24 protein-coding genes are annotated in these 25,841 nt (G+C 71.8%); 8 read left to right on the top strand and 16 right to left on the bottom strand.

Features of this window, described 5'->3' with window-relative positions; all coding sequences use genetic code 11:
- Positions 1-47 precede the first annotated feature (47 nt).
- The 5 genes from CP976_RS27670 to CP976_RS27650 all read right to left on the bottom strand — a co-directional run bounded on the left by CP976_RS27670 (position 48) and on the right by CP976_RS27650 (position 3,720).
- Positions 48-407 carry a TadE/TadG family type IV pilus assembly protein gene (locus CP976_RS27670; protein ID WP_150482778.1) on the bottom strand — a complete coding sequence of 120 codons (360 nt, stop codon included), beginning with the start codon at positions 405-407 and terminating at the stop codon, positions 48-50.
- A 1-nt stretch (position 408) separates the two neighbouring features.
- Complete coding sequence (locus tag CP976_RS27665) at positions 409-795, bottom strand: TadE/TadG family type IV pilus assembly protein (protein WP_150482777.1); 387 nt, start codon at positions 793-795, stop codon at positions 409-411.
- Entirely contained in the window at positions 792-2,045 is a 1,254-nt protein-coding gene (locus CP976_RS27660; protein ID WP_150482776.1) for a CpaE/TadZ family protein, read from the bottom strand. Before CP976_RS27660 ends, CP976_RS27665 begins: the two co-directional genes overlap by 4 nt.
- 9 nt (positions 2,046-2,054) lie before the next feature.
- Positions 2,055-2,762: a Flp pilus assembly protein CpaB gene (gene cpaB, locus CP976_RS27655; protein WP_150482775.1), complete on the bottom strand. Its 708-nt coding sequence runs from the start codon at positions 2,760-2,762 to the stop codon at positions 2,055-2,057.
- 124 nt (positions 2,763-2,886) lie between these two features.
- Positions 2,887-3,720, bottom strand: coding sequence for a hypothetical protein (locus CP976_RS27650; RefSeq protein WP_150485532.1), 834 nt, complete (start codon positions 3,718-3,720; stop codon positions 2,887-2,889).
- Between the two features lie 383 nt (positions 3,721-4,103).
- Here CP976_RS27650 and CP976_RS27645 point away from each other — a divergent pair, with 383 nt between their 5' ends.
- From CP976_RS27645 to CP976_RS27625, 5 genes are read left to right on the top strand one after another with little or no spacing between them, the layout of a single operon-like run.
- Complete coding sequence (locus CP976_RS27645; RefSeq protein WP_150482774.1) at positions 4,104-5,663, top strand: hypothetical protein; 1,560 nt, start codon at positions 4,104-4,106, stop codon at positions 5,661-5,663.
- Positions 5,664-5,682: 19 nt separating this feature from the next.
- Positions 5,683-6,237, top strand: coding sequence for a hypothetical protein (locus CP976_RS27640; RefSeq protein WP_150482773.1), 555 nt, complete (start codon positions 5,683-5,685; stop codon positions 6,235-6,237).
- Between the two features lie 2 nt (positions 6,238-6,239).
- Positions 6,240-6,671: a DUF3592 domain-containing protein gene (locus CP976_RS27635; protein WP_150482772.1), complete on the top strand. Its 432-nt coding sequence runs from the start codon at positions 6,240-6,242 to the stop codon at positions 6,669-6,671.
- On the top strand, positions 6,671-7,060 hold the full coding sequence (locus CP976_RS27630) for a hypothetical protein (RefSeq protein WP_150482771.1): 390 nt from the start codon (positions 6,671-6,673) through the stop codon (positions 7,058-7,060). Before CP976_RS27635 ends, CP976_RS27630 begins: the two co-directional genes overlap by 1 nt.
- A gap of 31 nt (positions 7,061-7,091) precedes the next feature.
- Positions 7,092-8,780, top strand: coding sequence for a chitinase (locus CP976_RS27625; RefSeq protein WP_150482770.1), 1,689 nt, complete (start codon positions 7,092-7,094; stop codon positions 8,778-8,780).
- A 27-nt stretch (positions 8,781-8,807) separates the two neighbouring features.
- Here CP976_RS27625 and CP976_RS27620 read toward each other — a convergent pair whose 3' ends face one another.
- The 4 genes from CP976_RS27620 to CP976_RS43865 all read right to left on the bottom strand — a co-directional run bounded on the left by CP976_RS27620 (position 8,808) and on the right by CP976_RS43865 (position 14,647).
- Positions 8,808-10,124: an Nramp family divalent metal transporter gene (locus CP976_RS27620; RefSeq protein ID WP_150482769.1), complete on the bottom strand. Its 1,317-nt coding sequence runs from the start codon at positions 10,122-10,124 to the stop codon at positions 8,808-8,810.
- A gap of 183 nt (positions 10,125-10,307) precedes the next feature.
- Positions 10,308-10,790 (bottom strand): ATP-binding protein, encoded by a 483-nt coding sequence (locus CP976_RS27615; RefSeq protein ID WP_229875540.1) that lies wholly within the window; start codon positions 10,788-10,790, stop codon positions 10,308-10,310.
- Between the two features lie 80 nt (positions 10,791-10,870).
- Complete coding sequence (locus tag CP976_RS27610) at positions 10,871-11,782, bottom strand: MEDS domain-containing protein (protein WP_150482768.1); 912 nt, start codon at positions 11,780-11,782, stop codon at positions 10,871-10,873.
- Between the two features lie 87 nt (positions 11,783-11,869).
- Entirely contained in the window at positions 11,870-14,647 is a 2,778-nt protein-coding gene (locus CP976_RS43865; RefSeq protein ID WP_229875538.1) for an ATP-binding protein, read from the bottom strand.
- A gap of 263 nt (positions 14,648-14,910) precedes the next feature.
- Here CP976_RS43865 and CP976_RS27595 point away from each other — a divergent pair, with 263 nt between their 5' ends.
- Positions 14,911-16,263, top strand: a complete 1,353-nt coding sequence (locus CP976_RS27595; protein WP_150482767.1) for a M14 family metallopeptidase — start codon at positions 14,911-14,913, stop codon at positions 16,261-16,263.
- A gap of 12 nt (positions 16,264-16,275) precedes the next feature.
- Here the strand turns inward: CP976_RS27595 and CP976_RS27590 are convergent, their stop codons facing one another.
- From CP976_RS27590 to CP976_RS27570, 5 genes are all read right to left on the bottom strand, one after another.
- Positions 16,276-16,797, bottom strand: coding sequence for a hypothetical protein (locus tag CP976_RS27590; RefSeq protein WP_150482766.1), 522 nt, complete (start codon positions 16,795-16,797; stop codon positions 16,276-16,278).
- A 54-nt stretch (positions 16,798-16,851) separates the two neighbouring features.
- Positions 16,852-18,330 (bottom strand): GntP family permease, encoded by a 1,479-nt coding sequence (locus CP976_RS27585; protein WP_150482765.1) that lies wholly within the window; start codon positions 18,328-18,330, stop codon positions 16,852-16,854.
- A gap of 102 nt (positions 18,331-18,432) precedes the next feature.
- Positions 18,433-18,843 carry a RidA family protein gene (locus CP976_RS27580; protein ID WP_150482764.1) on the bottom strand — a complete coding sequence of 137 codons (411 nt, stop codon included), beginning with the start codon at positions 18,841-18,843 and terminating at the stop codon, positions 18,433-18,435.
- Complete coding sequence (locus tag CP976_RS27575; RefSeq protein WP_150482763.1) at positions 18,840-19,601, bottom strand: IclR family transcriptional regulator; 762 nt, start codon at positions 19,599-19,601, stop codon at positions 18,840-18,842. Before CP976_RS27575 ends, CP976_RS27580 begins: the two co-directional genes overlap by 4 nt.
- On the bottom strand, positions 19,598-20,632 hold the full coding sequence (locus CP976_RS27570) for a sugar kinase (protein WP_150482762.1): 1,035 nt from the start codon (positions 20,630-20,632) through the stop codon (positions 19,598-19,600). The genes CP976_RS27575 and CP976_RS27570 overlap by 4 nt, the downstream gene beginning before the upstream one ends.
- A gap of 145 nt (positions 20,633-20,777) precedes the next feature.
- Here CP976_RS27570 and CP976_RS27565 point away from each other — a divergent pair, with 145 nt between their 5' ends.
- Positions 20,778-22,055, top strand: a complete 1,278-nt coding sequence (locus CP976_RS27565) for an amino acid deaminase (protein ID WP_150482761.1) — start codon at positions 20,778-20,780, stop codon at positions 22,053-22,055.
- Positions 22,056-22,067: 12 nt separating this feature from the next.
- Positions 22,068-23,678, top strand: a complete 1,611-nt coding sequence (locus CP976_RS27560; RefSeq protein WP_150482760.1) for an N-acyl-D-amino-acid deacylase family protein — start codon at positions 22,068-22,070, stop codon at positions 23,676-23,678.
- Positions 23,679-23,709: 31 nt separating this feature from the next.
- On the opposite strand, the gene CP976_RS27555 is transcribed toward CP976_RS27560, so the two are convergent.
- Positions 23,710-24,633: a trypsin-like serine peptidase gene (locus CP976_RS27555; protein ID WP_150482759.1), complete on the bottom strand. Its 924-nt coding sequence runs from the start codon at positions 24,631-24,633 to the stop codon at positions 23,710-23,712.
- A gap of 340 nt (positions 24,634-24,973) precedes the next feature.
- Positions 24,974-25,750, bottom strand: coding sequence for a hypothetical protein (locus CP976_RS27550; protein WP_150482758.1), 777 nt, complete (start codon positions 25,748-25,750; stop codon positions 24,974-24,976).
- Positions 25,751-25,841 lie beyond the last annotated feature (91 nt).

Here is a 25,841-nt window from a genome sequence, read left to right as displayed (position 1 = left end):
TGCTCCTCGTTCGTTGCCGACAGCCTCAGTGGTCGTTGCCGACGGCCTCAGTGGTCGAGCGGCATGGTGGCGGTCTTCCGTGCCGGGTCGAAGTCCCAGCCGGGGACGATGGACGGGATGTCGACGGTGGCGGTGACCGTGACCTCATCGCCTCCCGGCGCCTCGGGACAGTCGGTTCCGTCGGCCAGCCAGCTGCTGACCGCGGTCGTGCAGGCCTGTTGGGCGCTGCCCTGCTGGAGCGACGCGCTACGCGCCCCCGCCCGTGCCGCCGTCCCCGCCTGCTGCGCCGTGTAGGCGATCAGCCCGAGCTGTACGGCCGCCATGGCGACGAGCAGCAGGATCGGGAGGAACCCGAGGTACTCAATGGCGACCTGGCCGCGGTCGCGCTCTCTACGGACGTACGCCATCTCACTTCGCCTCCTCGACCGCGCCCGCGTGGCCCTCGACCGTGAACGGGAAGGCGATCGTGCCCGGGAAGAGGACGGGGACCTCGAGCTCGACGTCGGAGGTGACAAAGCCGCCCCCGGTGGTGCAGCCCACCTGGGCGCCGGCCCGCCACGCGTCCGACAGCTTGTCCAGTCCCGCCTGCTCGCACTTGCCCGGACGGTCGTACTCCGCCGCCGTCCCCGCCCGCACCGCCTCATCCGCGGCATTCCCCGCGAGCGTGTAGGTGTAGCCCACCAGCACGAGCTGCCACAGCACCACCAGCGTCACGATGATCGTCGGCATCATGCCGAGGAACTCGATGGTGACCTGGCCGTCGTCCCGCCGTCTCGCGGACCTGGGCATTCTCATCCCCCTCCCTCCTTCCGCCGCCGGAAGTTCACCGACCCCCGGTCCCCCCGCATCCGGCTCGCCTTCTGGGCGCCCTCGGGGACCTTGACCAGCTCCAGTTCGCCGGCCAGGCTCCACAGGGCCTGCTTCACCGAGCTCTTGCTCTCCAGTTCGTGGATGCGGCCCGCGTCCACGACGCTCTGGAGTTCCTTGAAGTTGGCGGGGACCGCGGTGGCCGCGACGGCCGTGCCGGTGATCTTCTGGATCAGCGGCGGCTGGATCTCCGTAGCGCGCGAGTACCGGTTGACGACGACGGTCGTCTCCTCGGCCTTGCGGATCTGGAGCCGGTCCCACATCCGCACCGCCCGCTTGGCGCCCCGTACCGCGACCACGTCCGGCGTCGTGATCAGCAGGGCCCTGTCGGCCATCTCCACGGCGGCCGCGCCCGCCCCGTTCAGCTGGGCGCCGCAGTCGATGACGACGACGTCGTAGCGGGAGCGCAGGGCGCTGACGATCTGGCGGGCGGCGCGGTCGGTGACGTCCTCGCCGCGTTCCCCTTCGGCCGGGGCGAGGAGGAGGGCGAGTCCGGTGTCGTGGCGGAAGACCGCGTCGGCCAGGACACGCGGGGAGATGTCCGCGATGGCGGCCAGGTCGACCACGGACCGGCGGAACTGGACGTCCAGGTACGAAGCCACATCACCGGTCTGCAGGTCCATGTCGACCAGCGCCGTGCTGCGGCCGGAGGCCTGGGCGGCGAGGGCCAGCTGGATCGCCGTCAAGGTCGTGCCCACGCCGCCCTTGGCTCCGCTCACCGTGACCACGGTGCCTCCGACACCGGTGAACACGTCGGCGCCGGCGCCCAGGTGCCGGCGTACGCCGACGGACCACTGGGCGACCGCCTGGACGCGGCTGGCGAGTTCCTCGTAGCTCAGGGGCAGGGCGACCATGCCGCGGGCGCCGTAGTCCATGGCGGCCTGCATGAGGCCGGGGCTCGCGTCCGAGGTGACGAGGATGACGCCGACGGCCGGGAAGCGCAGGGCGACTTCGCGGATCAGTTCCAGCGCGGGGACCGGGCCGATGCGCTCGTGCACGACCACGACCTCGGGCAGTTCGTCGACGGACTCGGCGGCCAGCCGCGCGAGGGTGTCGATGAGCTGGGTGGAGTCGACCACCGGGGCGACCGGCTCGGCGTCCGGGAGCTGGCTGAGAAGCGTCGTGATCGACCGGACCGCGTCCGCGTCACCGACTGCCGGGAGGATCCTCGTGGGCATGCGGGCCTCTCACTTGTCCTTCGCGAGTTCGTACGTCCGGTCCTGCTCGGGGACGGTGGTGTCGCTGCCGGGCGCGACCAGGGCGAGCCGGACCCGCTGGGCGAACGACTCGGCGTAGGTGAGGCGCTGGGCGTCCAGGGCGGACAGCGCGAAGGTGATGGGGACGGCGTCGGTGGGCTGCTGGGTGCGGTTGTTCTCGTCCGGTTTCAGCGCGGTGAGTTCGCCGACGTCGAGGACCTTGGCGTTGGTGACGATGATCTTCGACTGGTCGGGGTCGCCCTCGCGCTTGCCCTCGAAGGTGGCGTAGACGTTGACCGAGGCGCCCGGCGTGATCTTGCCCGCCACGCCGGTCGCCGCGTCGATCATGATGGCGACCTCCTGCTGCCCGGGCTGGAGGGCAGGCTGGCGGACGATCATGTCGGACTGGAGCAGCGAGCCCGCTTGCAGCGTGGTCACGGCGATCTTGCCCTGGATCTCGCGCAGGTCGGTGACGGCGTTGTCCGACAGCCACCGTTCGGGCATCTTGATCTTCTCGAACTGGCCCGTGCTGAGGGTGGTGTAGGGCGGTACGTCCGACTTGAGCCGGTAGGCGGTGACCTCGGGGCCGACCTTGGACTTCACGTCGCTGATGACGGACAGCACGCCGGCGAAGGCGCCGAGGGCGCAGACGACCGACAGGAGCAGGAGAATCACGCCGCGGCGCTGACGGGAGTTCATGAACCGTACAACCTCATTGGGGATATCGGTCGAGCGGAAACGAATAGGTGTGAGCGGTGGTCCGTGCGGGCCGGGACCAGGACCCTGGGACGCGAGTCCCGTGGCGCGCCCTGTGGTTCAGGACTCACCCGACGGGCGTTTGGTTCTCGTGCGGGTTCTGGCGGGGTTGGTCGTGGACGGGCGGCGTGGCCGAGCAGAACACGCAGCGGTCGCCGATGACGTCGATGCCGCACCAGTGGCAGCTGGTCCGCCGTACGGAGGTGACCAGTTGGTAGAGGACCGACAGGTCGGGCAGGTAGCTGCAGAACTCGATCATCTTGCCGGTGCCCCACCAGCCGGGTGATTCGGCCGGGAGGGGGATCTCGCGCAGCCCCTGCACCTTCCAGGAGGGGGCGAGGGTGCCGGTGACCCAGTCGGACTGGAGCTGCCCCTTGGCGACCAGCATCCAGGTGCCGAACTCGGGGCCGGGGAGGGCGGCTTCGGGGGTGATCCTGACGAGCTGCGGCTCGGGGTGGGCGAGGACGCCGAACTGGCTGCCGGGCACCCAGGACTTGGCGTGCGACTTCAGGCCGACGGGGACGCGGTCGAGCCGGGCCACGGAGCTGAGCAGCGCCCCGGCGTGGATGTAGTGGACGAGCAGCCGCCCCGCCGAGGCGAGCACGCCGGGGCTGATGTCGCAGGACGCGAGCTGTCGTAACTGGCGGGCCAGGACGGCGAGTCCGAGCGGGGGCAGATCGGGCTGGAAGAGGGCGATCCGGTCGGTCTCCATGAGGGAGCGCAGGGTGTACAGCCGTCGCTGCACGGCGAGCGGCGCGGCCTGGGAGCAGACCACGATCACATGCCCGTGGTGCTCGACGAGCGCCTGCATCTCGGCGAGCGCCTGCTCCAGGGGGCGCTGGTCGACGTCCCGCAGCACGACGGCGGGCAGGGTGCGTTCGTCCTGTGGCGGCAGCGCCATGTCGGCACTGGTCACGGCAATGGCAGTTGGCACGCGCAGCTCCCCGTTTCCCCATGCCCGTCGGCGCGCCGCCTTGTCACTGCGGCACACCTTGGTGACTTCACTGCGTGACTACCTCAGCACTGTATCCACGGCTCTGTGACCGGAGAACAGCGTTTGTGTAGCTGGAGAGCAACTGTCGTTGCACAAGATGCGCCAAAACGGGGCAGGTTGAGCATCTTGCCGGTCGTCGGCGGGGCCCCCGGGGTCCCGGCCGGTGGTCCCGGAGGGCCCAGTGTTGACGGTGGGCCTCCGTTTGGGCCCTGAGGCCCACGCCTTCCGCCGGGACGCGTCCCTACTCTCACCGTCCACGGGCAGGTGGTTCGGGCAAGGAGGGGTGCCGTATGGCTCGCGGGGGTGGCATACGGACGTACGGACACAGACCGGTCTTCGACGATCGCGGCGCGACCGGCACCGAGTACCTCGGAATGATCGTCGTCAGCGCCGCGATCGTCCTGGCCGTCTCGGCCACCGGCGTCGGGCAGCTCGTCTACGACAAGATCGCCGCGCAGATCTGCAAGGTGGCCGGTGACGGCGACTGCGCCTCGGGCGGGCCCGGGCCGGGCAAGCCCCTCACCGACGCCGACTTCGAGCCGGCGCTGTGCCAGGTCTCCTCCGTCACCGACAAGGCGGGCTCCAAGGCGAAGGTCTTCTTCTGGGAGATCGGCAAGGAGTACGGCTTCCAGGAGCAGCACATCAAGGCGAACACGGACGTCAACGGTGACGGCACGGTGGACGGCAAGGACCAACTGGTCTATCTGACCTTCACGGACGCCGCGTCCGTCGCCGCGAAGAAGGACTTCAAACCGGGCATGAAGGTCGGCAAGTTCGGCACCGACAAGGTGGAGCTCGGGCTCGGCATCAAGGTCACCAACGGCGACACCTGGGTCTTCGAGAGCCCCGAGGAGGCCCAGCGGTTCCGGGACGACGTGGAGAAGCTGCAGATGTACGAGATGCGGCGGACGATGCCGGGCGGCGCGGAGGCCAGTCTCGGCGACAGCATCGCCTATCTCTTCGGGACCGGTCCACTCAAGGACGAGGAGGACACCCAGAACCGGATCAAGGACCAGCTGGGCGACAACCGGCAGATCACCTACGGCAAGGTGGGTCTGGAGGCCTCGGCGTCGGCCGGCCTGAAGATCTCGGCGGGCGACGAGAAGAAGCTGAGCGCCGCGCTCGGCGGCACCTTCATGTACTCCCCCGACGTCACCTGGACGGACAACGCCTACAAGAACACCAAGTCGTACACGTACTCCTCGTCCATCGAGTACGGCTCCAAGGTGGGCTACGAGGCAGGCCCGCTCAGCGGCGAGTACGCGGCGAACACGACGCAGACCGGCACCATCACGGTCACCTACGACAAGCAGACCAACAAGCTGGTCCGCGTCGACATGACCAGGACCGTCGAGGAGGGCGGCCAGAAGGACGGCGCCAAGGCCGGCGGTGACAACGGCAAGAAGGACGACGAGAAGCGGGGCGGGAACGCCGGCGTCAAGGGCACCGACTCCCGGACCGGCATCGAGATCGTCACCAACACCCTCACCTTCGACCCCGGCCCGGCCGGCGACCAGGACCGGGCGGTCGCCGAGCGGTGGCTGGACAGCAACAACGAGCAGGTCGCCACGCCCTTCCAGTACATGTTCGACGACCACGCGCCGACGGCCCGCCCGGGCGCCGACGATCCCTTCGGGCAGCTGATGTTCGACAAGGGCAGGTCGAGCCGGATGACGTACACCGGCGAGGTGAACGCGGCCGAGTACGGCTTCGAGTTGAATCTCGGGCTCAGTCTGGGCATGACGATCAGCACGGAGAAGAAGTCGGAGACGCTGACCGACGCCCGGTTCCTGGGGGCGCCCCGCGGGGACGGTCGCTCCTATCTTCCCTACAGCTACTGTGCGAACTGACGAGACGGAGCCCAAGCCGATGAAGACCCGCCGTGCCCCTCTGGCCGCCGCCCTGCTGACGACCGCCGTGGCCCTGACCGGCTGCGGGAGCTCCGAGGCGGGCTCGGTGCCCGACGGCTGGGGCACGCTGAAGACGAAGGGCGTCGACGTCTGGTATCCGAAGGGGTACGAGGAGCAGAGCCCCGGCCGGCGCGGCAAGCACAACGCGGCGGCGGCGGTGCGCACGGAGGACGGCAGGAAGGTCTCGGTCATCACCGTGCAGCTCGGCTTCACCGAGGCGAACTCCGCCGAGCAGGCCGCGATCGCCGCCGAGGCGGGCATCCAGCTCGGCGCGGACGTCCAGGGCCAGAAGGACGTGGAACTGGCCGGCGCGGACGAGGCCAAGCGGATCGACTTCACCTTCGAGGCGACCGGCGAGGACGGCGGCCCGCCGAAGGGCACCCCGGTCCAGGGCGTGATCCTGGCCGGGCTGGACTCGACCGACTCCGCCTTCGCGGTCCGGGTCGACGCGCAGCGGGGGTCCCTGTCGGACGGCGACCTGGACCGGATCATCGACTCGGTCGAGGTGCACTAGCCATGGAGGTGCCGGGCGCCGGTTACGTCGTACTCGCGCTGCTCGTGGCGCTGTTCGGCGGGCTGTCGTGGAAGTACGCGCGGCGGCTGGTGACGGTGACGCGGGTACTGCGGCGCGGGGTGCGGGCGGAGGGCGAGTGCGTCCGGGTGGAGACGGAGCCGTACCACCGCTCGGACGCCAGGCGGCACTTCTTCGCCTTCCGGACGGCCGACGGCACGCCGGTCGAGTTCGAGGACCTGGCGGGCTGGTCGACGACGAGGGGCACCCGGGTCACCGTCACCTACGACCCGCGCGATCCGCAGGGCACGGCGACGGTGGCGGGCCGGGGCAGCTGGTCGCCGGTGCTCCAGTCGCTCGCCCTGGTCGCGGGCTGCGGGATGGCCGCGCTGGGCTTCGCGGTCCTCCTCTACTTCGAGATCTTCGGGAGCGGTTGATGGCGCTCGTCCGCTGCTGGGCCGTCGGCATCGTGGTTCTGGTCGTCAGCGAGTACGTCCAGATGACTCTGGTGTACGGCCCCCTGGTCGGCCCGCGGGGCGTCGGCTCGTTCGGTGCCGCGCTGGCGCTGGTGCACCTGCCGAACCTGGTGTGTGTCGTGCTCGCCACCTGGGCGGCGGCGCGGGTGCATCCGGAGCCGTGGCGCCAGGTGCCGGGGCGGCATCTGGCGGCGGCGTGCGCGGCTCCGGCGGCGGCGCAGGTGCTGCTGCTGTCGCTGCGGCCGGGTGTGCTGGACCCGGCCGGGCCGGCGTTGTGGATGTCGACGGGCGTGCTGCTGGCGGGATGTGCGGTGGGGCTGCTGCTGGACAGGTTGGTCTGGACCTCTTGACAGTGGTGCTGGTCTGGACCATTTTCTTGTCATGTCCAGACACAGACGATCCCCACGGCTGTGGTCGGGCGCCCTCACGGCGGCCCTGGCCCTCACTGTCACGACCGTCGGCCAGGCGTCCGCCGCCGACGTCAACAACGCCAGGAACGCCGGCTTCGAGTCGGGCCTGAGCGACTGGACCTGCTCGGCGGGCAGCGGTACGACCGTCTCCTCCCCGGTGCACGCCGGCACGGCGGCGCTGAAGGCGACCCCGGCGGGGCAGGACAACGCCCGGTGCAGCCAGACCGTCGGGGTGAAGCCCGGCTCGACGTACACGCTGGGCGCCTGGGTCCGGGGCGGATACGCCTACCTCGGCGTCTCGGGCACGGGCACGACGGACGTGTCCACCTGGACGCCGGACTCCACCTCCTGGAAGCAGCTGTCGACGACCTTCACCACGGGTTCGTCGACGACGTCCGTGACGGTGTACACACACGGCTGGTACGGGCAGGCGGCGTACTACGCGGACGACGTGTCGGTGTTCGGCCCCGACGGGGGCGGCGGCACGGACCCGGGCCCGACGGTCCCGTCCGCGCCGGGCGGCCTGAGCGTCTCCGGCACGACCTCCTCCTCGGTCTCCCTCGCCTGGAACGCGGTCTCGGGAGCGACGGGTTACACCGTCTACCGCGACGGCACGAAGGTCACGGCGGTGACCGGCACCTCGGCGACGGTGACCGGCCTCGCGGCCTCCACGTCGTACTCCTTCCAGGTCACGGCGACGAACGCGGCGGGCGAGTCGCCGAAGTCTGCGGCGGTGACGGGGACCACGAACAAGCCGAACGGCCCGGGCCCCGCGCTCCCGAAGCACGCGGTGACGGGCTACTGGCAGAACTTCAACAACGGCGCGACGGTCCAGAAGCTCTCCGACGTGCCCTCCCACTACGACATCATCGCCGTCTCGTTCGCGGACGCGACCTCCACGCCGGGGGCGGTGACCTTCAACCTGGACTCGGCCGGGCTGAACGGCTACACGGTCGACCAGTTCAAGGCGGACGTCAGGGCGAAGCAGGCGGCCGGCAAGAAGGTCGTCATCTCGGTCGGCGGTGAACGCGGCACGGTTACCGTCAACGACGCGGCGTCGGCGGCGAACTTCGCCAACAGCGTCTACGCCGTCATGCAGGAGTACGGCTTCGACGGCGTCGACATCGACCTGGAGAACGGACTGAACGCGACGTACATGACGCAGGCGCTGAGGTCGCTCTCGGCGAAGGCCGGACCGTCCCTCGTCCTCACGATGGCGCCGCAGACGATCGACATGCAGTCCACGTCCAACGCGTACTTCCGGACGGCGCTGAACGTGAAGGACATCCTCACGGTCGTCAACATGCAGTACTACAACAGCGGTTCCATGCTCGGCTGCGACGGCAAGGTCTACAGCCAGGGCACGGTCGACTTCCTCACCGCCCTGGCCTGCATCCAGCTGGAGAACGGCCTCGCCCCGTCCCAGGTCGGCCTGGGCGTGCCGGCCTCCACCCGCGCGGCAGGCGGCGGCTACGTCTCACCGTCCGTGGTGAACAACGCCCTGGACTGCCTGACCAAGGGCTCGGGCTGCGGCTCCTTCAAGCCGCCCCGGACGTATCCGGACCTCCGGGGCGCGATGACCTGGTCGACCAACTGGGACGCGACGGCCGGCAACGCGTGGTCCGACGCGGTGGGGCCGCATGTGCACGGGCTGCCGTAGCCGCCCGCCGTCCGCCTCCCCGGCCCCCTAGAAGAACTCCCCCCACGGCTGGTCCCAGATCTGCTTCACGCACAGGACCAGGAAGAGCAGGCCCGCGACGGCGAGCATCACGTTGCTGAGCGGGCCGTTTCGCCACTGCCTCGGTGTCCGGGAGGAGTTCAGGAGCCAGATCAGCGTGCCGGCGAGGAAGGGCAGGAAGGCCGCGCCGAGGACGCCGTAGATGATGATCAGCCGGAAGGGCTGGCCCTCGAAGAGGAGGATCATGGGCGGGAAGGTCAGCCAGAGCAGGTAGGCACGGAAGGGCCAGGAGCGTTCGCGTTCGCCCGAGGCGACCTCCTCGCCCTTGGCCCGGCCCTTGCCCGACAGCCGGGCCACGAAGTCGGCGAACATCAGGCTCACGCCGTGCCAGACGCCGATCAGGGAGGTGAAGGACGTGGCGAAGAAGCCGATCAGGAAGAACTTCGCCGTCGCCGCGCCGTACTCGTCCTCCAGGATGTCGCCCAGCTGGATCAGGCCCTTGTCACCGCTCGCGATCGCGACGTTCGCCGAGTGCAGGAACTCCGCGCCGACGAAGAGCATGGCGATCACGAAGATGCCGGTCGTGGCGTAGGCGACGCGGTTGTCCAGGCGCATGACCTTCATCCAGCCGGTGTCGGTCCAGCCCTTGGCGTTGACCCAGTAGCCGTAGGCGGCGAGGGTGATCGTGCCGCCGACGCCGCCGATCAGGCCCAGGGTGTTGAGGATCGAGTCCTTCTCGTCCGGGAGGACCGGAAGGAGACCCGCGAAGGCGTCGGGGATGTTGGGCGTGACGCGGATCGCCAGGTACACCGTCACCACGAACATGACGCCCACCAGGACCGTCATGACCTTCTCGAACACCGCGTACTTGTTGAACCAGACGAAGACCAGCCCGACCAGGCCGCAGGCGATGCCCCACCACTTCAGGTCCATCACGTCGGGGAACAGCGCCTGGAGCGGCAGCGCGCTCGACGACATCGCCGCCGCGCCGTAGACGAAACCCCAGACCACGACGTAGACGGCGAAGAACCAGGTCGTCCAGCGGCCCAGGCTCGCCCAGCCGTCGAACAGCGTGCGGCCCGTGGACAGATGCCAGCGGCCCGCCGCCTCCGCCAGGGAGATCTTCACCAGACAGCCGATGATCGCGGCCCACAGGAGGGTGTAGCCGAAGTTACTGCCCGCGATCAACGTGGCGACCAGGTCGCCGGCACCGACGCCGGTCGCCGCGACGACGATGCCCGGGCCGATGTACTTCCAACTCGCCTTGCGGGGCGGGGGTTGGTGTGTGGCCTCGTGGTCTGTGGTGTTTCCCGTGGTGTCCGCCATGCAGGTCAACAAACCGCAAAGAGCCCGGCCCGACAAGAGGGCAGGAGTAGTCCTACCTCAGGGGCGCGGGACTGTATCAATATGCGGCTCCGCCGCGTGGGCGCGATCAACCACGACGAACCCGCAGCCCGAAGACGGGCCCAGGCGGGCAGGACGCACCGCCAGGGCCCACCCAGCGGAGCGTCACGGCTGTCGCCGACCACAGCCGTCCGATCCGCACGTGCCGAGCTCGAACCACACGGTCTTGCCCGGCCCGTCCCGGTGGCAGCCCCAGCGCTGGGCCAGCGCGTCCACCAGGAACATCCCACGGCCGTTCTCCCCGGTGCCCGCCTCCAGCACCCGGGGCACGCGGCGTTCCCCGTCGGCCACCTCGCAGCGCAGGACGCCGTGCGCGGCGAAGAGTGTGAGCCGGAAGCAGCTCTCGGCGTGCACCAGGGCGTTGGTGGCCAACTCGCCGACGAGCAGTTCCGCGACGTCCGCCACCTCACCGCGCTCCGCGAGCCCCCATCCCTCCAACTGCCTGCGCACCTGAGCGCGTGCCTGGCGGACGGCGGAGGGCTCGGGGGCGAACTCGACGCTCAGGTGGCCTGCTCCCAGGGGTGGTTGCGGGAACGGGCCGTATCTGGCGTCGGGGTCCGGGAGGTGGGGCCCGGAGAGTTGCAGCATGCCTCCAGGGTGGCCCGGGGGCCGGTCCGGCACAGGGGGAGGACTACCCGATCCCCTACCTGCTTGTGCAGGTGGGCGGGCTATGCGTACTGGAGGCGGACCGTCGCTCCCCCGGCGTCGTCGCGGATGTCCACGTACGCGCAGACCTGGCGCGCGTACCACAGGCCCGGGCCGGGTTCCGCGCCGGTGGACGCGGGCGGGACGAAGCCGGCGAGCGGGTCGCCGACGGGGCGGGCCGAGCGCAGTTCGCAGACGCAGGCGGGCGCCTCGCCCCACAGCAGGGCGGTGCCGTCGAGGGGCGCCAGGGCCGCCGCCGTCTCCGCGACGGCCGTGGCGAACAACTCGGCGTCTGCGACGGGAAGCCCCCGGGCTTCCGCCCAGGCCTGCACGGCCGCGGCGTGCGGCTCCGCCAGGGGCCGCGCGCCCGCCGGGGGCAGCGGCAGCGGTACGGCGTCGAGTTCGGCCGTGAGCCGCAGCGGGTCCTGGTAGACGTCCGTGCCGGGATGGGTGCGGCGGGCCGCGGCGACGACGGCGGGGCCGGCGGTGCGGGTGTCGTAGGCGCACAGGGCGGTCGTGGCCATGGGCGCGAAGAGGAGGTTGGCGAGGGCCTCGTAGCGGATCCACTCGGTGGTCTCGCGGGTCGAGCGGCCGGCGCGGCCGCTCCAGACCGGTTCCATGAGGAGGTGGATCCGGCCTCCGGGGCCGGCGTGGGCGGTGAGGTAGGAGGACGCCTGGGCGACGGCGTTGGCGGCGGAGCCGGTGTACCAGTCGGTGTGCGGGATGCAGGTGACGTCCTTGGCGTCCCCGCCGAGCGCGTCCCGCAGGAGGCCCAGGTTGCGGGGGTCGGCGATGGCCACGGGGGGTGGTTCGCCGGGCGCGGCGAGGCCTTCGCCGAGGAAGGGCAGGGCGGCGGCCACGAAGGCGTCGTCGGTGTCGAAGACGGCCATGCGGTGGTCGAACGCGGCGGGCGTGGGGGGCTGTCGGGTGGTCATGGGTTCCCCTCGGGGGTATGTGGTGCGGTGGGGGTCTGTGGTGCGGGTCGGGGTCTGCGGTACGGGTGGGGGTCTGCGGTGCGGCGGTCAGCGCTGGGCCGTCACCCAGGCGGCGATCTGGCTGCGGTTGCTGAAGCCGAGCTTGCTGAGGATGCGTTCGACATGGCCTTCGGCGGTGCGGCGGGCGATCACCAGGCGGTCGGCGATCTGCTGGTTGGCGAGCCCTTCGGCGACGAGCCGGGCGACCTCGGTCTCACGGGGGGTGAGCCGGACCGGGGTGTCGTCGTGCGGGGCCGGGGACTCGCGGGGGTGCGGGCGTGCCGGTTCCTGGAGGGCGTGGCCGACGAGTTCGGCGAGGCCGAGGCTCCCGCCGCGCCGGTGGGCCTGTTCGAACGCGTCCCGTCCCAGGGCCCCGCAGGCCCGCTCCTCGCTGTCCCGGCGTGCGGAGTTGAGCGTGCGCGCGCCCCAGCGGGCGGCGTCGATGTCGGCCCAGACGCGGTCGGCGCCGCCCAGCAGCACGGCCGCGTGCCGGTGGTCGCCGCGTTCGGTGGCGATCGACGCGAGCAGGTCGAGGGTGAGGGCGATGCCGATGACGTCGTGGACGGCGAGCTTGAGGCGCAGGGCCTCGCGGGCGTGCCGCTCCGCCGGGGCCCAGTCGCGGCGGACGGTGTGCGCGAGGGCGAGCATGCGCAGCACGTACGACCGTACCCACTGCTCGCCGTGCCGCTCGCACAGCCCGAGGGCCCGCTCGCACACCTCGACGGCCCGGTCAGCCTCGCCCAGGAAGCCCAGCGCGCAGGCGAGTTCGACCTGGTCGAGGCCTACGACGCTGAGGTGCTGGCCGGGCACGGGGCCGCGGGCGACGGTGGTCTCGAAGTGCCGCAGCGCGCCGGGCAGGTCGTCGCCGAACAGCCGCAGGACGCCGATGACGTACTCGGCGTGGGCGGCCTCGGCGGAGTCGCCCAGGACCCGGGCGAGGGCGAGGGCGTCCCCGGCGTCGCGGCGGCCGCGGGGGAAGTCCTGGGTGGCGGCGGCGAGCAGCCCGGCGACCCAGAGGCCGCGGGCCCGTTCCCGGGTCGGCTCGGGGTTGGCGGCCAGGGCCCGGTCGAGCCAGTACAGGCCCTCGCGCGGGGCGCCGCAGGCGTGCCAGTAGAACCAGAGGGTGCCGGCGAGCCGCAGCCCGGCGAGTGCCTCCCCCGGGGTGGAGAGGCTGAAGTCGAGGGCGGCGCGGAGGTTGTCCCGGTCGGCGCGCAGCCGGGCGACGGTCTCCGGCTGCCCGGGCCCGAACCAGCCGCGCTCGCACTCCCCGACCCACCGCAGCGTCCAGTCCCGCTGCCGCCGCCGGACAGCGACCTCCTCCCCGGCCGTCCGGCGCAACTGCTCCAGCCCGTACTGCCGCAGCGTGTCGAGCATCCGGTACCGCACCCCACCGGGCCCCGGCTCCCGGCACAGCACGGACTTGTCCACCAGCCCGGCGACGGCGTCGAGCACGTCGTCGGCACGCAGGGCCGGGCCGGGCCGGGCGGGCCAGGTGCCTGCGGCGCCCGCGGCCGGCGACGGCGTGGCAGGGCCTGCCGGGCCGGGCAAGAGCGGGGGCAGCGTCACGCCTTCCGGGCTCTTCAGGCACGGGGGCCGCGTCAGGGCGCCGCCGGGGCCGTTCCCGGGGCTCGGGGTGATCAGGGACTCGGGGCGCGTCACGGGCAACGGCACGGGCCCGCCTGCCGGAGCGGGCACCGGCAGCGCCACGTTCCGGGAACCGCCGCCGAGCGGGGGCAGCGTCACGGTTCCCGCGAGCGCCTGCATGGGCAGCGCACGTTCACCGGAGCCGTCGTCGAACCGGGCGCCGCCCCACGCGACATCGGGACGTGCCCCGCCCGGGACACCACCCGGGCACGCCCCGCCCGGCGGGAGCGCGTCCGCCGGCGCCGGGCTCCTTCCCCGCCCGGCGCCGGGCTCCCCCGTGTCGTCCGCGCACACCGCCTCCGCCGTCTCCAGGTCGAAGCTGCCCGCGAGGACCGACAGCCGGGCCCACACCAGTTGCTCTGGCGCGGTGCACAGGTCGTGGCTCCAGGCGACCGCCGCTCGCAGGGTCTGGTGGCGGGGCAGGGCGGCGGGGCTGCCGGTGGTGAGGAAGCGGTAGCGGTCGTCGAGGCGGTCCAGGAGCTGGTCGACGTCGAGGACGCGCATGCGCACGGCGGCGAGTTCGATGGCGAGGGGAAGGCCGTCCAGGCGGCGGCACAGGCGGGCCACGGCGGCGCGGTTGTCCGGGGTGAGGCGGAAGCCGGGGACGACCGCGGCGGCCCGGTCGGCGAAGAGCGTGAGGGCCGGGTAGCCCTCGGCTGCGGAGAGGTCGCCGTCCGGGTCCGGCACGGGCAGGGGCCGCACCTCCAGCAGGTGCTCCTCGGTGAGCCCGAGCCGGTGCCTGCTGGTGGCGAGGACGCGGACGCCCTCGGTGCCGTGCAGCAGGGCCGCCGCGAGTCGCGCGCACGCACCCGCCAGGTGCTCGCAGTTGTCGACGACGAGCAGCAGCCGCCGGTCCCGCACCTGCTCGACGAGGGCGTCCAGCGGCGGCTGCGCGGAGTGGCCGTGCAGCCCCAGCGCGTCGGCGGCGGCGAGCGGCACCAGCGCCGGGTCGTGCAGCCCGGAGAGGTGCACGAAGCGCACGCCGTCCGGGAAGGCCCGCTGCACCCGGGCCGCGACGCGCGCGGCGAGCCGGGTCTTGCCGACGCCGCCCGGCCCGGTCAGCGTCACCAGCCGTGCGCGGGCCAACAGCTCGCGGCCCTGGGTCAGTTCGCCACGCCGGTCGACGAAGCTGGTCGTCTCGACCGGCAGTTGGTGGTCCCGTCGTGGCGCTGATCCGCCCATGATCAGCCAGTCCTCTGGGGGTGTGGTCCGAGGGCCGACAGGCCCTAGCGCGGGTCCTCACTCTCCCCCTTCGCGTACATATATGCACGCTCGGGTCACACCCGTGGGTGTACTTCGGCCGGGACAGCTCGACCGCAGGGCCGCACGCGTACACTGCGCGTCCACTTTCAGTCTTGACCTGCTCATGCCATTGGCAGAACGATGTGCGCCACCCGCACCACGTACGTCGCACGGAACAACCCCACCTCCCACAAGGAGATTTCATGCGACTCCGCATACGAGGCTCCGGTGCCCGCACCGGCAGACGCACCGCCGCCCTCGCCGCCCTCCTCGCACTCGCCCTCGCGGCGCCCCTCTCCGCGACGACGACCGACGCCACCGCCGACAGCGTCCGCAAGGCGGCCCCCTCCGCCGACGACGTCCGGCAGTACGAGATCCACATGCACTCGACGGCCGAGGACCGCACGGCACTTCAGCGCACCGGAGTGACCGTGGACGAGGCCCACGGCCACGGCGTCGTCGTCTCCGGACGCGCGGACCAGATCAAGAAGCTGCGCACGCTGGGCTACGAGGTCACCCCGCTCGGCGCGGTCCCCGACCGGTCCGCCGGCGAGGACGACGTCCGGATCTCCGACTTCCCGTCGGGCGACTCGAAGTACCACAACTACGCGGAGATGACGAGCGAGATCAACTCGATCGTCTCGGCCAACCCGTCCATCGCGAGCCAGCGCGTGATCGGCAAGTCGTACCAGGGCCGGAACATCGTCGCCGTCAAGATCAGCGACAACGTCGGCAGCGACGAGTCCGAGCCGGAGGTGCTGTTCACGCACCACCAGCACGCCCGCGAGCACCTCACCGTCGAGATGGCGCTCTACCTGCTGCGCGAGCTGACCTCCGACCACGGCTCCGACTCGCGCGTCACCAGCCTGGTGAACAACCGTGAGATCTGGATCGTCCCGGACATCAACCCGGACGGCGGCGAGTACGACATCGCCACCGGGTCGTACCGCTCGTGGCGCAAGAACCGCCAGCCCAACAGCGGCAGTTCGTACGTCGGTACGGACCTCAACCGCAACTGGAACTACCGCTGGGGCTGCTGCGGCGGCTCCTCCGGCTCGACGTCCTCCGACACCTACCGGGGCTCCGCGCCCGAGTCCGCGCCCGAGGTCAAGGTCGTCGCCGACTTCGTGCGCAGCCGGGTCGTCGGCGGGGTGCAGCAGATCAAGGCCGGCATCGACTTCCACACGTACAGCGAGCTGGTGCTGTGGCCGTTCGGCTACACGTACTCCGACACGACCACCGGGATGACCGCGGATGACCACGCGGCGTTCAAGGCGGTCGGGCAGAAGATGGCCGCGAGCAACGGGTACACGGCGGAGCAGTCCAGCGACCTGTACATCACGGACGGGTCGATCGACGACTACCTCTGGGGCGCACACAAGATCTTCGGGTACACGTTCGAGATGTATCCGAGGTCCGGCGGTGGCGGGTTCTACCCGCCCGACGAGGTGATCGAGCGGGAGACCTCCCGTAACCGGGACGCGGTGTTGCAGTTGCTGGAGAACGCGGACTGCATGTACCGGTCGATCGGCAAGGAAACCCAGTACTGCCGGTAGTCGCCCGGCCGGTTACTCGGCGTCTTCCTCGAAGTAGGCGTCCAGTACCGCGTCCAACTGCTCGTCCCACTCCGTGAAACGGCTCCTGGCCGGCGCTTCGATCTCGATCGGGTACCAGCGCCGGTCAGGGGTGTGGACGGTGACGGTGTAGCGCTTGCCGAACCGGGCGGTCTCCGTTTCGACCGCCCCGATCTCGTCCCAGCGGAACTCGCATTCCTGATCGTCCAGGGACAGGCGTACGCCTCTGTGGTCGGCGACCATTCTCGCGCGGCGGTCGGACGCCTCGAAGACGGGGCCGTCGGCGTCGGCCTCCTCCGGCTCGGAGGGGGACGTCTCCGGCGTCTCCTCCTGCTCGGGGGCGGCCTCCTCGGCTTCCTCCGCCTCGGCGACCTCTGGATCCCTCTCCGGCCCGTCGTCCTCCGTCCGTCCGGACGCGGGTGACGTGAGCCCGGGGATGAAGGCCGGGTCGAATCCGGCGCCCTTCACGGGCTCGGCCTTAAGGGGCTGGCTGCTCGAACCTATGCGCTGCTCCACAGCGGAGCAGTATGGTCGACGAACCTGTGCCGCACACAGTCGGCCCCCGCATCGTTACACGAAGATGCTCAACACCGCGGCCACCACGAAGCCGGCCACCGACAGCACACTCTCCAGCACGGTCCACGACTTCAGAGTGTCCCGCTCGCTGATGCCGAAGTACTTGGCGACCATCCAGAAGCCTCCGTCGTTGACGTGCGAGGCGAAGATGGAGCCGGCGGAGATGGCCATGATGACCAGGGCGACGAAGGCCTGGGAGTGGTCGCCCTCGGAGAGCAGGGGAGCCACGATGCCCGCCGTCGTCACGATGGCCACCGTCGCGGAGCCCTGGGCGACGCGCAGCACCACGGAGATCAGGTAGGCGAGGACGAGCACCGGCAGGCCCACGTCGTTGAACGTGTCCGAGAGGGCCTGGGCGACGCCGCTGGCCTTGAGGACGGCACCGAAGATGCCGCCCGCGCCGACCACGAGCAGGATGTTGCCGACCGGCTTCAGGGACGCGGTCGACACCGTCTCCAGGGACTTGCGCGACCAGCCGCGCCGGATGCCGAGCAGGTAGTAGGCGAGGAACAGGGCGAGGGTGAGCGCCACGAAGGGGTTGCCGAAGAACTCGATCACCGAGCGGAGGGTGGAGGGGTCCAGGGCGATCGAGGAGAAGGTCGCGGCGAGGATGAGGACCAGCGGGGTGCCGATGATGCCGAGGACCGTGCCGAGGGAGACCGGCTGCTCGCGCGGCTCCGTGCCTGCCGCCCGCTGCTCGTCGATCACCGCCTGCTTCGCTTCCTCCGCCGCCTCGACCATGTCCTGCGGCACGGCGACGAAGATGCGGCGGCCGATCCACGCCGAGTACGCCCACGCGGCCACGACGGCCGGCAGACCGCAGACGACGCCCATGAGGATGACCCAGCCGAGGTCCACGTGCAGGAGGCCGGCCGCGGCGACCGGGCCCGGGTGCGGCGGCAGGAAGGCGTGCGTGACCGACAGGCCCGCGAGCAGGGGCAGGCAGTAGAGCAGGATCGACTTGCCCGAGCGCTTGGCGGCGGCGTAGACGATGGGCGCCAGGACGAAGATGCCGACGTCGAAGAAGACGGGGATGCCGAAGATCAGGCCCGTCAGGCCCATCGCGAGCGGGGCACGCTTCTCGCCGAACATGCCGAGGAGCCGGCCGGCCAGCACCTCCGCGCCGCCGCTGACTTCGAGGATCGCGCCGAGCATGGTGCCCAGGCCGATGATGATCGCGACATGGCCGAGGATGCCGCCCATGCCGGACTCGATGGTGGAGACGGCGTCCGACTTCTGGACGGTGCCGAAGAGTTCGGTGACCGACAGGCCGGCCGCGAGGCCGACGGCTATGGAGACCGCGAGCAGGGCGACGAACGGCTGGAGTCTCATCCTGATGATGAGGAACAGCAGCAGCCCGATGCCGAGCGCGGCGGTGAGCAGGAGTCCGGCCGTACCGTCGACCAGGAGGAGCAGGCCTCCGGTGTGGGGTGGGGTCTCGGCAGGGGCGGACGCGGCGAGCGGATGGGACATTTGGGGGTCCTCTGGGTAAATGCATGCAGCTTCGGGGTAGGGGGGAGCGCGGCGCGGCGCATCGGTGGCGCCGCGCCTCACGGGCGTGCGGGAGTGGGAGTGTCAGCCGAGAACGGCCAGCGCGTCGATCTCGACGAGGAGACCCGCGGGCAGGCCGACGTAGACCGTCGTGCGCGCGGCGGGCGGCTGGGTGAGGCCCTGCTCCTCGAAGTACGCGTTGTAGATCTCGTTGAACTCGGCGAAGTGGGCCACGTCGGTGAGGTAGACGCGGATCATCATCGCGTCGTCCCAGCCGGCGCCGCCCTCTTCGAGGACGGCCTTGACGTTGGCCAGGGTCTGGAGGGTCTGCTCGCGCAGGGCCGGCCCGGCGGGCGTGGGCGGCTTGCCCTCCTCGGCGGGCAGGAAGCCGACCTGGCCGGCGACCTGGAGGATGTTGCCCTTCTTCACACCGTGCGAGAACTTCGCCGGCGGGGTGGTGTGGGTCTTGGGGGTGGGTGCGGTCTTGTCCGTCATTCGGTGCCCTTCACTGGTGTTCTGCCGGAGTACTCGCCGCTGATGGCGTCCGCCGTACGGCGCACCAGCGGCAGCAGGGTGAGGAGTTCGTCGGCGGTGACGACGACGTTCGGCGCGGAGACCGACATCGCGGCGACGACCCGGCCGTCGGCGCCGCGGATGGGCGCCGCGACGCAGTTGATGGACTCCTCGTGGCCGCCGAGGTCGGTGGCCCAGCCCTGTTCGCGCACCTTCTCCAGCTCGCGCAGGAACGCGGTGGCGCTGGGTGTCGAACGGGCCGTGTACGCGGGGTAGTCGAGCTTCTCCGCCACCGCCCGCCGCTCGTGCTCGGGCAGGTCGGCCAGCAGCAGCTTCGCGACCGCGGCGACCGTGATGGCGACGGGCTTGCCGATCCGGGAGTACATCCGCACCGGGTAGCGGCTCTCGACCTTGTCGATGTAGAGGACCTCGTTCTCCTCGTACACGGCGAGGTGCACGGTGTGTCCGCAGCTCTCGTTGAGGCGGACCAGGTGGGGATGGGCGATCTCGCGGACGTCGAGGTTCTCCATCGCCTCCTGGGCGAGGGCGAAGAGGCGGGCGCCGAGGCGGTAGCGCTGGTCGGACTGGCGGTAGACGAGGCCGTGCTCGTGGAGGGTGCGCAGCAGGCGCAGGGCCGTGGACTTGTGCACGCCGAGGCGGTCGGCGACCTGCCCCAGGTCGGCGGGGCCCTCGGCGAGCAGCGGCAGGATGCTGAGCGCGCGGTCGACGGTCTGGCTCATGGCGTACGTACCTCCTCGGGGGCCCGCTGAGTGTCCTCGGTCCAGCCCGGGCCGAGTCGCAGTCTCCCCCATGCGGCGTCGTCCAGGGCGGCGAGGCGGTCGGCGTGCTCCCGCGCGGGCGGCGCCGCGAGGTCGCCGGGGGCGGTGAGGGCGGCGGCGGCCAGCAGGTGCCCGTGCCGCAGCCGGTCCCGGACGGGCAGTCCGCGCAGGGTGGCGGAGAGGAACCCGGCGGCGAAGGCGTCCCCGGCGCCGACGGCGGCGACGACGTCGACCCGCGGGGCGGGCACGAAGGTGACGTCCCGCCGGTGGAAGACGGTGGCTCCCGCGGCGCCCTGCTTCACGACCAGCACCTCGGGTTCGGGGAGGGCGGCGCGGACGGCCTCGGCGCCGCGCAGCCCCCAGGCCTCGTCCTGCCCGACGAACACGAGGTCCGCGCCGCGCGCGAGGTCCCGCAGCACCTCCGGGGCGTCCGTGTCGCGCCACAGGCCGGGCCGGTGGTTGACGTCGAAGGAGATCAGGGGGCGGCCGGGCCGGCGGGCGGTCAGCTCGCGCATCAGGTCCAGGCAGGTCCCGGACAGCGCGGCCGTGATCCCGGACAGGTGCAGCACGCGGCCGGCGCGGACCGCGTCCAGGTCCACGTTGCCGGCCGACATGGCCGAGGCCGCGGAGCCGGCCCGGTAGTAGGCCACCTCGTGCGCGTCGGTGGCCCGGTCCCCGGCGGTGCGGAAGTAGATGCCGGTGGGGCGGGCGGGGTCGCGCCGGACGTGGGCCACGTCGACCCCGTACCCGCCGATTGCCTCGACCAGGTGGTCGCCGAACGGGTCGTCCCCCACCCGGCTGACCCACCGCACGGAGTGCCCGGCGGCGGCCAGCACGCACGCCGTGTTGGACTCGGCGCCGCCGATGCCCCGGTCGAAGGAGGGGACGTCGGCGAGCCGTCCCGGCCGGGACGGCAGGAACGTGACCATGGCCTCGCCGAGCGCGACGACGTCCACGACGTCGGGGGCGTTGCAGGGTCCGGTGGGGGTCACGATGCTCGTAGCTCCTGGTTGCTCGGCGGGGGCGGCGTGTGCGGCCGCTTTCGTTGACCCCGGGTGGCCGAGATGTTAGACAGCGTTGAGCGATATACGCAATGAATGTTGCAGACAGTGCAACACCCCTGATCAGGGAGGCTCCATGACAGCCGATACCGCCGCCGAGTCCCTCGCCCGGCTCGCCGCCGAGCGCGTCGACCACCGCTTCAAGGGCCTCCCGCCGGACGCCGACGGCCTGACCGTGGGCGAGCTGGCCGCCCAGCGCCGGAACCTGTTCACCGGCGGCTTCGCCACGCCCGTGCTCGCGCTCTCCGCCGAGCGCCTGGAGCACAACCTGAGAGTCATGGAGACCTACGCGGACCGGCACGGCCTGGCCTTCGCTCCGCACGGCAAGACCTCCATGGCGCCGCAGCTCTTCCAGCGGCAGATCGAGCACGGGGCGTGGGGCATCACGCTGGCGGTGCCGCATCAGGTGCGGGTGGCGCGCGCGTTCGGGACCCGGCGCGTGTTCCTGGCGAACGAGCTGGTCGACGCGGCGGCCCTGCGCTGGGTCTCCGCCGAGCTGGACGCCGACCCGGAGTTCCGCTTCGTCTGTTACGTCGACTCGGTGCGCGGGGTGGAGCTGATGGACGCCGCGCTGAGCGGTGCCCGGCGCCCCCTGGACGTCGTCGTCGAACTCGCGGCCGGGGAGGGTGCCCGTACCGGTGTGCGTACGGAGGCGGAGTGCGCGGCGGTCGCGGACGCGGTGGCGGGCACGCGGACCCTGCGGCTGGCCGGCGTCGCGGGCTACGAGGGCGAGGTGCCGAAGGCCGACCCGGAGCGGGTGACGGCGTGGCTGCGGCGACTGGTCGCACTCGCGGTCGACTTCGACAAGGCCGGACGGTTCTCCGGTGTGGACGAGATCGTCGTCAGCGCGGGCGGCAGCGCCTGGTTCGACGCGGTCGCCGAGGTCTTCGCGGAGATCCCCGAACTCTCCCAGCCGGTGCTGAAGCTGCTGCGCTCGGGCGCCTACGTCTCGCACGACGACGGCCACTACCGCAAGCTGACCCCGTTCAACCGGGTGCCCGAGGAGGGCGCCCTGGAGCCGGCGTTCCGGCTGTGGACGCAGGTGGTGTCGCGGCCCTGTGCCGAGCAGGCCTTCGTCAACGCGGGCAAGCGGGACGCGGCCTACGACCTCGACCTGCCCTTCGCCCAGGTGATCCGCCGGGACGGCGTTGAGCGCCCGGCCACCGGCGTGTCAGTGACGGCCCTGTCCGACCAGCACGCCTGGCTGAGCACCACGCCGGAGGCGGATCTGGAGGTGGGCGACTGGGTCGGTCTGGGGCTGTCCCATCCGTGCACGTCGTTCGACAAGTGGCCGCTGATCCCGGTCGCCGAGGCGGACGGCACGGTCGTCGACTACGTCCGTACGTTCTTCTAGGAGGCAGGAGCGATGGAAGAGCTCGTCATCCGGGACGCGGACGTCGTCGACGGCTCCGGCGCGGACTCCTACCGGGCCGATGTCGTGGTCGACGGCGGCCGGATCGTGTCCATCGTCAAGGAGGCCGCCGCGGCCGGCTGCCAGCGGCCGAAGGCACGCCGGGAGCTGGACGCCGAGGGCCTCGTGCTGTCCCCCGGCTTCGTCGACATGCACGCCCACAGCGACCTGGCCCTGCTGCGCGACCCCGACCACAGCGCCAAGGCCGCGCAGGGCGTCACGCTGGAGGTCATCGGCCAGGACGGGCTGTCGTACGCGCCGGTCGACGACCGCACGCTCGGCGAGGTGCGCCGGGCGATCGCCGGGTGGAACGGCTCCGGCGACGACATCGACTTCGACTGGCGGACGGTGGGCGAGTACCTGGACCGCCTCGACCGCGGGATCGCCGTGAACGCGGCCTACCTGATCCCGCAGGGCACGGTCCGCGCGCTCGCCGTCGGCTGGGAGGACCGGGAGGCCACCCCGCGGGAGCTGGACCGGATGCGGCAGTCGGTCGCCGAGGGCATGGAGCAGGGCGCCGTCGGCATGTCGTCGGGGCTGACGTACACGCCCGGCATGTACGCCAAGGACGCCGAACTGACCGAGCTGTGCCGGGTGGTGGCGTCGTACGGCGGCTACTACTGCCCGCACCACCGCTCCTACGGCGCGGGCGCCCTGGAGGCGTACCGGGAGATGGTCGCGCTGACCCGGGAGGCGGGCTGCTCCCTGCATCTCGCCCACGCCACCATGAACTTCGGCGTGAACAAGGGCCGGGCGCCCGAACTGCTGGCCCTGCTGGACGAGGCGCTGGCGGACGGGGCGGACATCAGCCTCGACACCTACCCCTACACACCGGGCTGTACGACGCTGGCGGCCATGCTGCCGAGCTGGGCGAGCGAGGGCGGCCCCGAGCGGGTCGTCGAGCGGCTGGCGGACGACGGGACGGCCGAGCGGATCCGCCACGACCTGGAGGTCACCGGCTCGGACGGCTGCCACGGCGTGCCCATCGAGTGGGACACGATCGAGATCTCGGGCGTGGGCGATCCAGCGCTGGCCGAGTTCGTCGGCCGTACGGTCCAGGAGTCGGCGGACGTGCGGGGCGAGGCCCCCTGGGTGACCGCGCGCGGGCTGCTGCTGGCCGACCGGCTGGCGCCGACGATCCTCCAGCACGTCGGCCACGAGGAGAACGTCCGGGCGATCATGCGCCACCGCGTGCACACCGGGGGCTCGGACGGCATCCTCCAGGGTGCCAAGCCGCACCCGCGCGCGTACGGCACGTTCCCGCACTACCTCGGGCACTACGTGCGGGAGTTGGGGGTGCTGTCGCTGGAGGAGTGCGTCGCGCACCTCACCTCCCGCCCGGCGGCCCGGCTCCGGCTGCCGGACCGGGGCCTGGTGCGCGAGGGGTACGTCGCCGACCTGGTGCTCTTCGACCCGGCGACGGTCGCGGCGGGGTCGAGCTTCGCCGAGCCGCGCGTGCTCCCGACGGGCATCCCGTACGTGCTGGTCGGCGGGCGGTTCGTGATCGAGGACGGGCGTCGCACGGACGCCCTGGCGGGCCGGGCGGTCCGCAGGACTCCCGCGTGACCGCCCGGCCCGTCAGGGACCTGCCCCGGCCTTACGGCTTGGGCAGGGTGCAGCCGCTCGCGCTCAGGTCGAGCTTGTTGTCGATGCCGAAGCAGGCCGGGATCTGGTAGGTCTCCTGGCCGTAGTTGATGCCCTTGCGGACCGTCACGTTGCCGCTCGCGTCGACCTCACAGGGGTTGTTCACCGTGCAGCGCTCGCCGTCCTCGTTGCCGGTGTTGTTGACGGCGACGACCTTGCCGGTGGCCTCGTCGACGACGGGCGAACCGGACGTGCCGCCGATGGTGTTGCAGGCGGAGGTGTAACGGACCGAGTCCTTCCAGGTCCAGTCGCCTTCCTTCAGGGTGTGCGCGAACCCGTCGATGTCGCAGCTGTAGACGCGCTTCCAGTAGCCGGAGGGGATGCTGATGGCGGTGCCGGCCACCGGGTGCTTGTCGTTCAGCGTCAGCGGGTTGATGCCGTACGAGCTCTTGATCTGCCCGTAGGTGGTGGTGAGCTGGTAGAACGCGACGTCCGTGTCGGTCATCGTGCCGTACGCGAGCTTGGCGGCGCGCAGGGTGGCGACGCGCGAGCCGGAGGCGTTGAGCAGGCTGAAGGTGCGGCTGGACGCCTTGTCGACGAGGACCTCGCCGGGGCCGGGGAAGCCGGACTCCAGACAGTGGCCGTTGGTCATCACCAGCGCCGGGTCGTCGGCCTCGGAGTCCGGCATGCGCACGACGGAACCGGAGCAGTTGCTGAGCGCGACGGTGCCGGCGAGGTTCACCGCCTTGGCCGACGGGTTGAGCCCGGACAGCGCCTGCTCCACGGACGTGACCACGTCCGGGACGGCGGACGTGGCCGAGCCCGTGTCCGCGACCTTGCCGACGCCCGTGGGGGCGGCCTCGGCAGCGGTCGCGGGAGCCGCGCCCGCCCCGGCTATCGCCAGGGCGCAGAACGCGGCTGCGAGAGGTTTTCTCATGGGGGGTCCCCTCTTGCGACGGAGGCGGCCGGAAATCTTCCGGCCGCCTGCAGTGTTGTCATGCGCATTGTGATCGTCGCAAGGCTGGTGGGGCAAGGAGTTGTTCCGCACGCGGAACCCGCCCGTCCGGTTTGACCCTACCCAACGGCCTTTCCGGGCGGATCACTTGGGGCCCTTGGTACCGCCGGGACCGTGTCGGCGGACGGACTCACGGGCGCCGGGCCGAACGGCTCGCCACGATCCGCCGGCCGGCCGAAGGGCGGAGCCTCGGCGGCGATGCCGTCGGCCGCGATCGGTCCCGATCGGCCCCGCCCCGGCTCAACGCCCCCTTGGGATCCAGCTACTTGGGGCCCTTGGTGCCGCCGGGACCATGCCCGGGCTTTCCCTCGGTCCGGCCCGGGGGCGAGGCGGTGGCGGTGGTGGTGGGAGCGGAAGTCGACGGGGCGGCGGCCGTGGGGTTGCCGGCCGAGGGGCTCGGGGTGTCCGGCCCGGACTCGGACGGGGTGGGGCTCGCCGCGGTGGACGGGTTCGCGGACGCGGCCCCGGACGGCTCGTCACCGTTCGCCGGCGGGGCGACGAGGGGCGTCCCGGGGGTCGGTGTCCGACCGGTACCGGCGGACGGCGCCGTCGGTGACTCCCCCGCCGCCGGTCCCGTACGGCCACCCCCGCCCTCACGCGACCCGCCGGAGGGCGCGTCCGAGAACCCGAGGCCGGCGATCAGCGCGGCGGCCGACACGGCACCCACGGCTCCGGCGGCGACCGCCATACGGCGGGCACGCCACGCCCCCCGACGCCGCCGGGAGTGGCGGCCCGCACCGGACCGGCCATGCGCCGGTGCCGGCACCGGCGTCGACACCGGTATCGGCGGCAGCTCGCGCGTGGCGTCCATGCCGCGCGTGGCATCGTCCATGCCGCGCGTGTCGTCCCGGGCGTTCCGGGTGTCCTGGGTGTTCCGGGCATCCGCGGGGTCGTACACGTCCCGCCACCCGTGCGCCGCCGCCGGATCGGCGTACGCGTCGTACGCCGGGGGCGGGTCGGTCTGCGGCAGGTACACGTTCGGCGGGCCCTGGGGCTCGCCGCCCGTCGCTCCGTCGGCGTATTCGGATGGCCTGAACATGGCGGCGAATTCTAGGCATCGATGGTGCTGGTGGGACAGCGCCGCGGCGATATCCGCACAAACCGACGCGTCTCACGTGGCGGAAAACACG

The sequence above is a fragment of the Streptomyces coeruleorubidus genome (genome assembly GCF_008705135.1).
GTDB lineage: Bacteria > Actinomycetota > Actinomycetes > Streptomycetales > Streptomycetaceae > Streptomyces > Streptomyces coeruleofuscus.
Note: the sequence above shows the minus strand (reverse complement) of the source record. Positions and strands in the feature narration are given on the sequence as shown.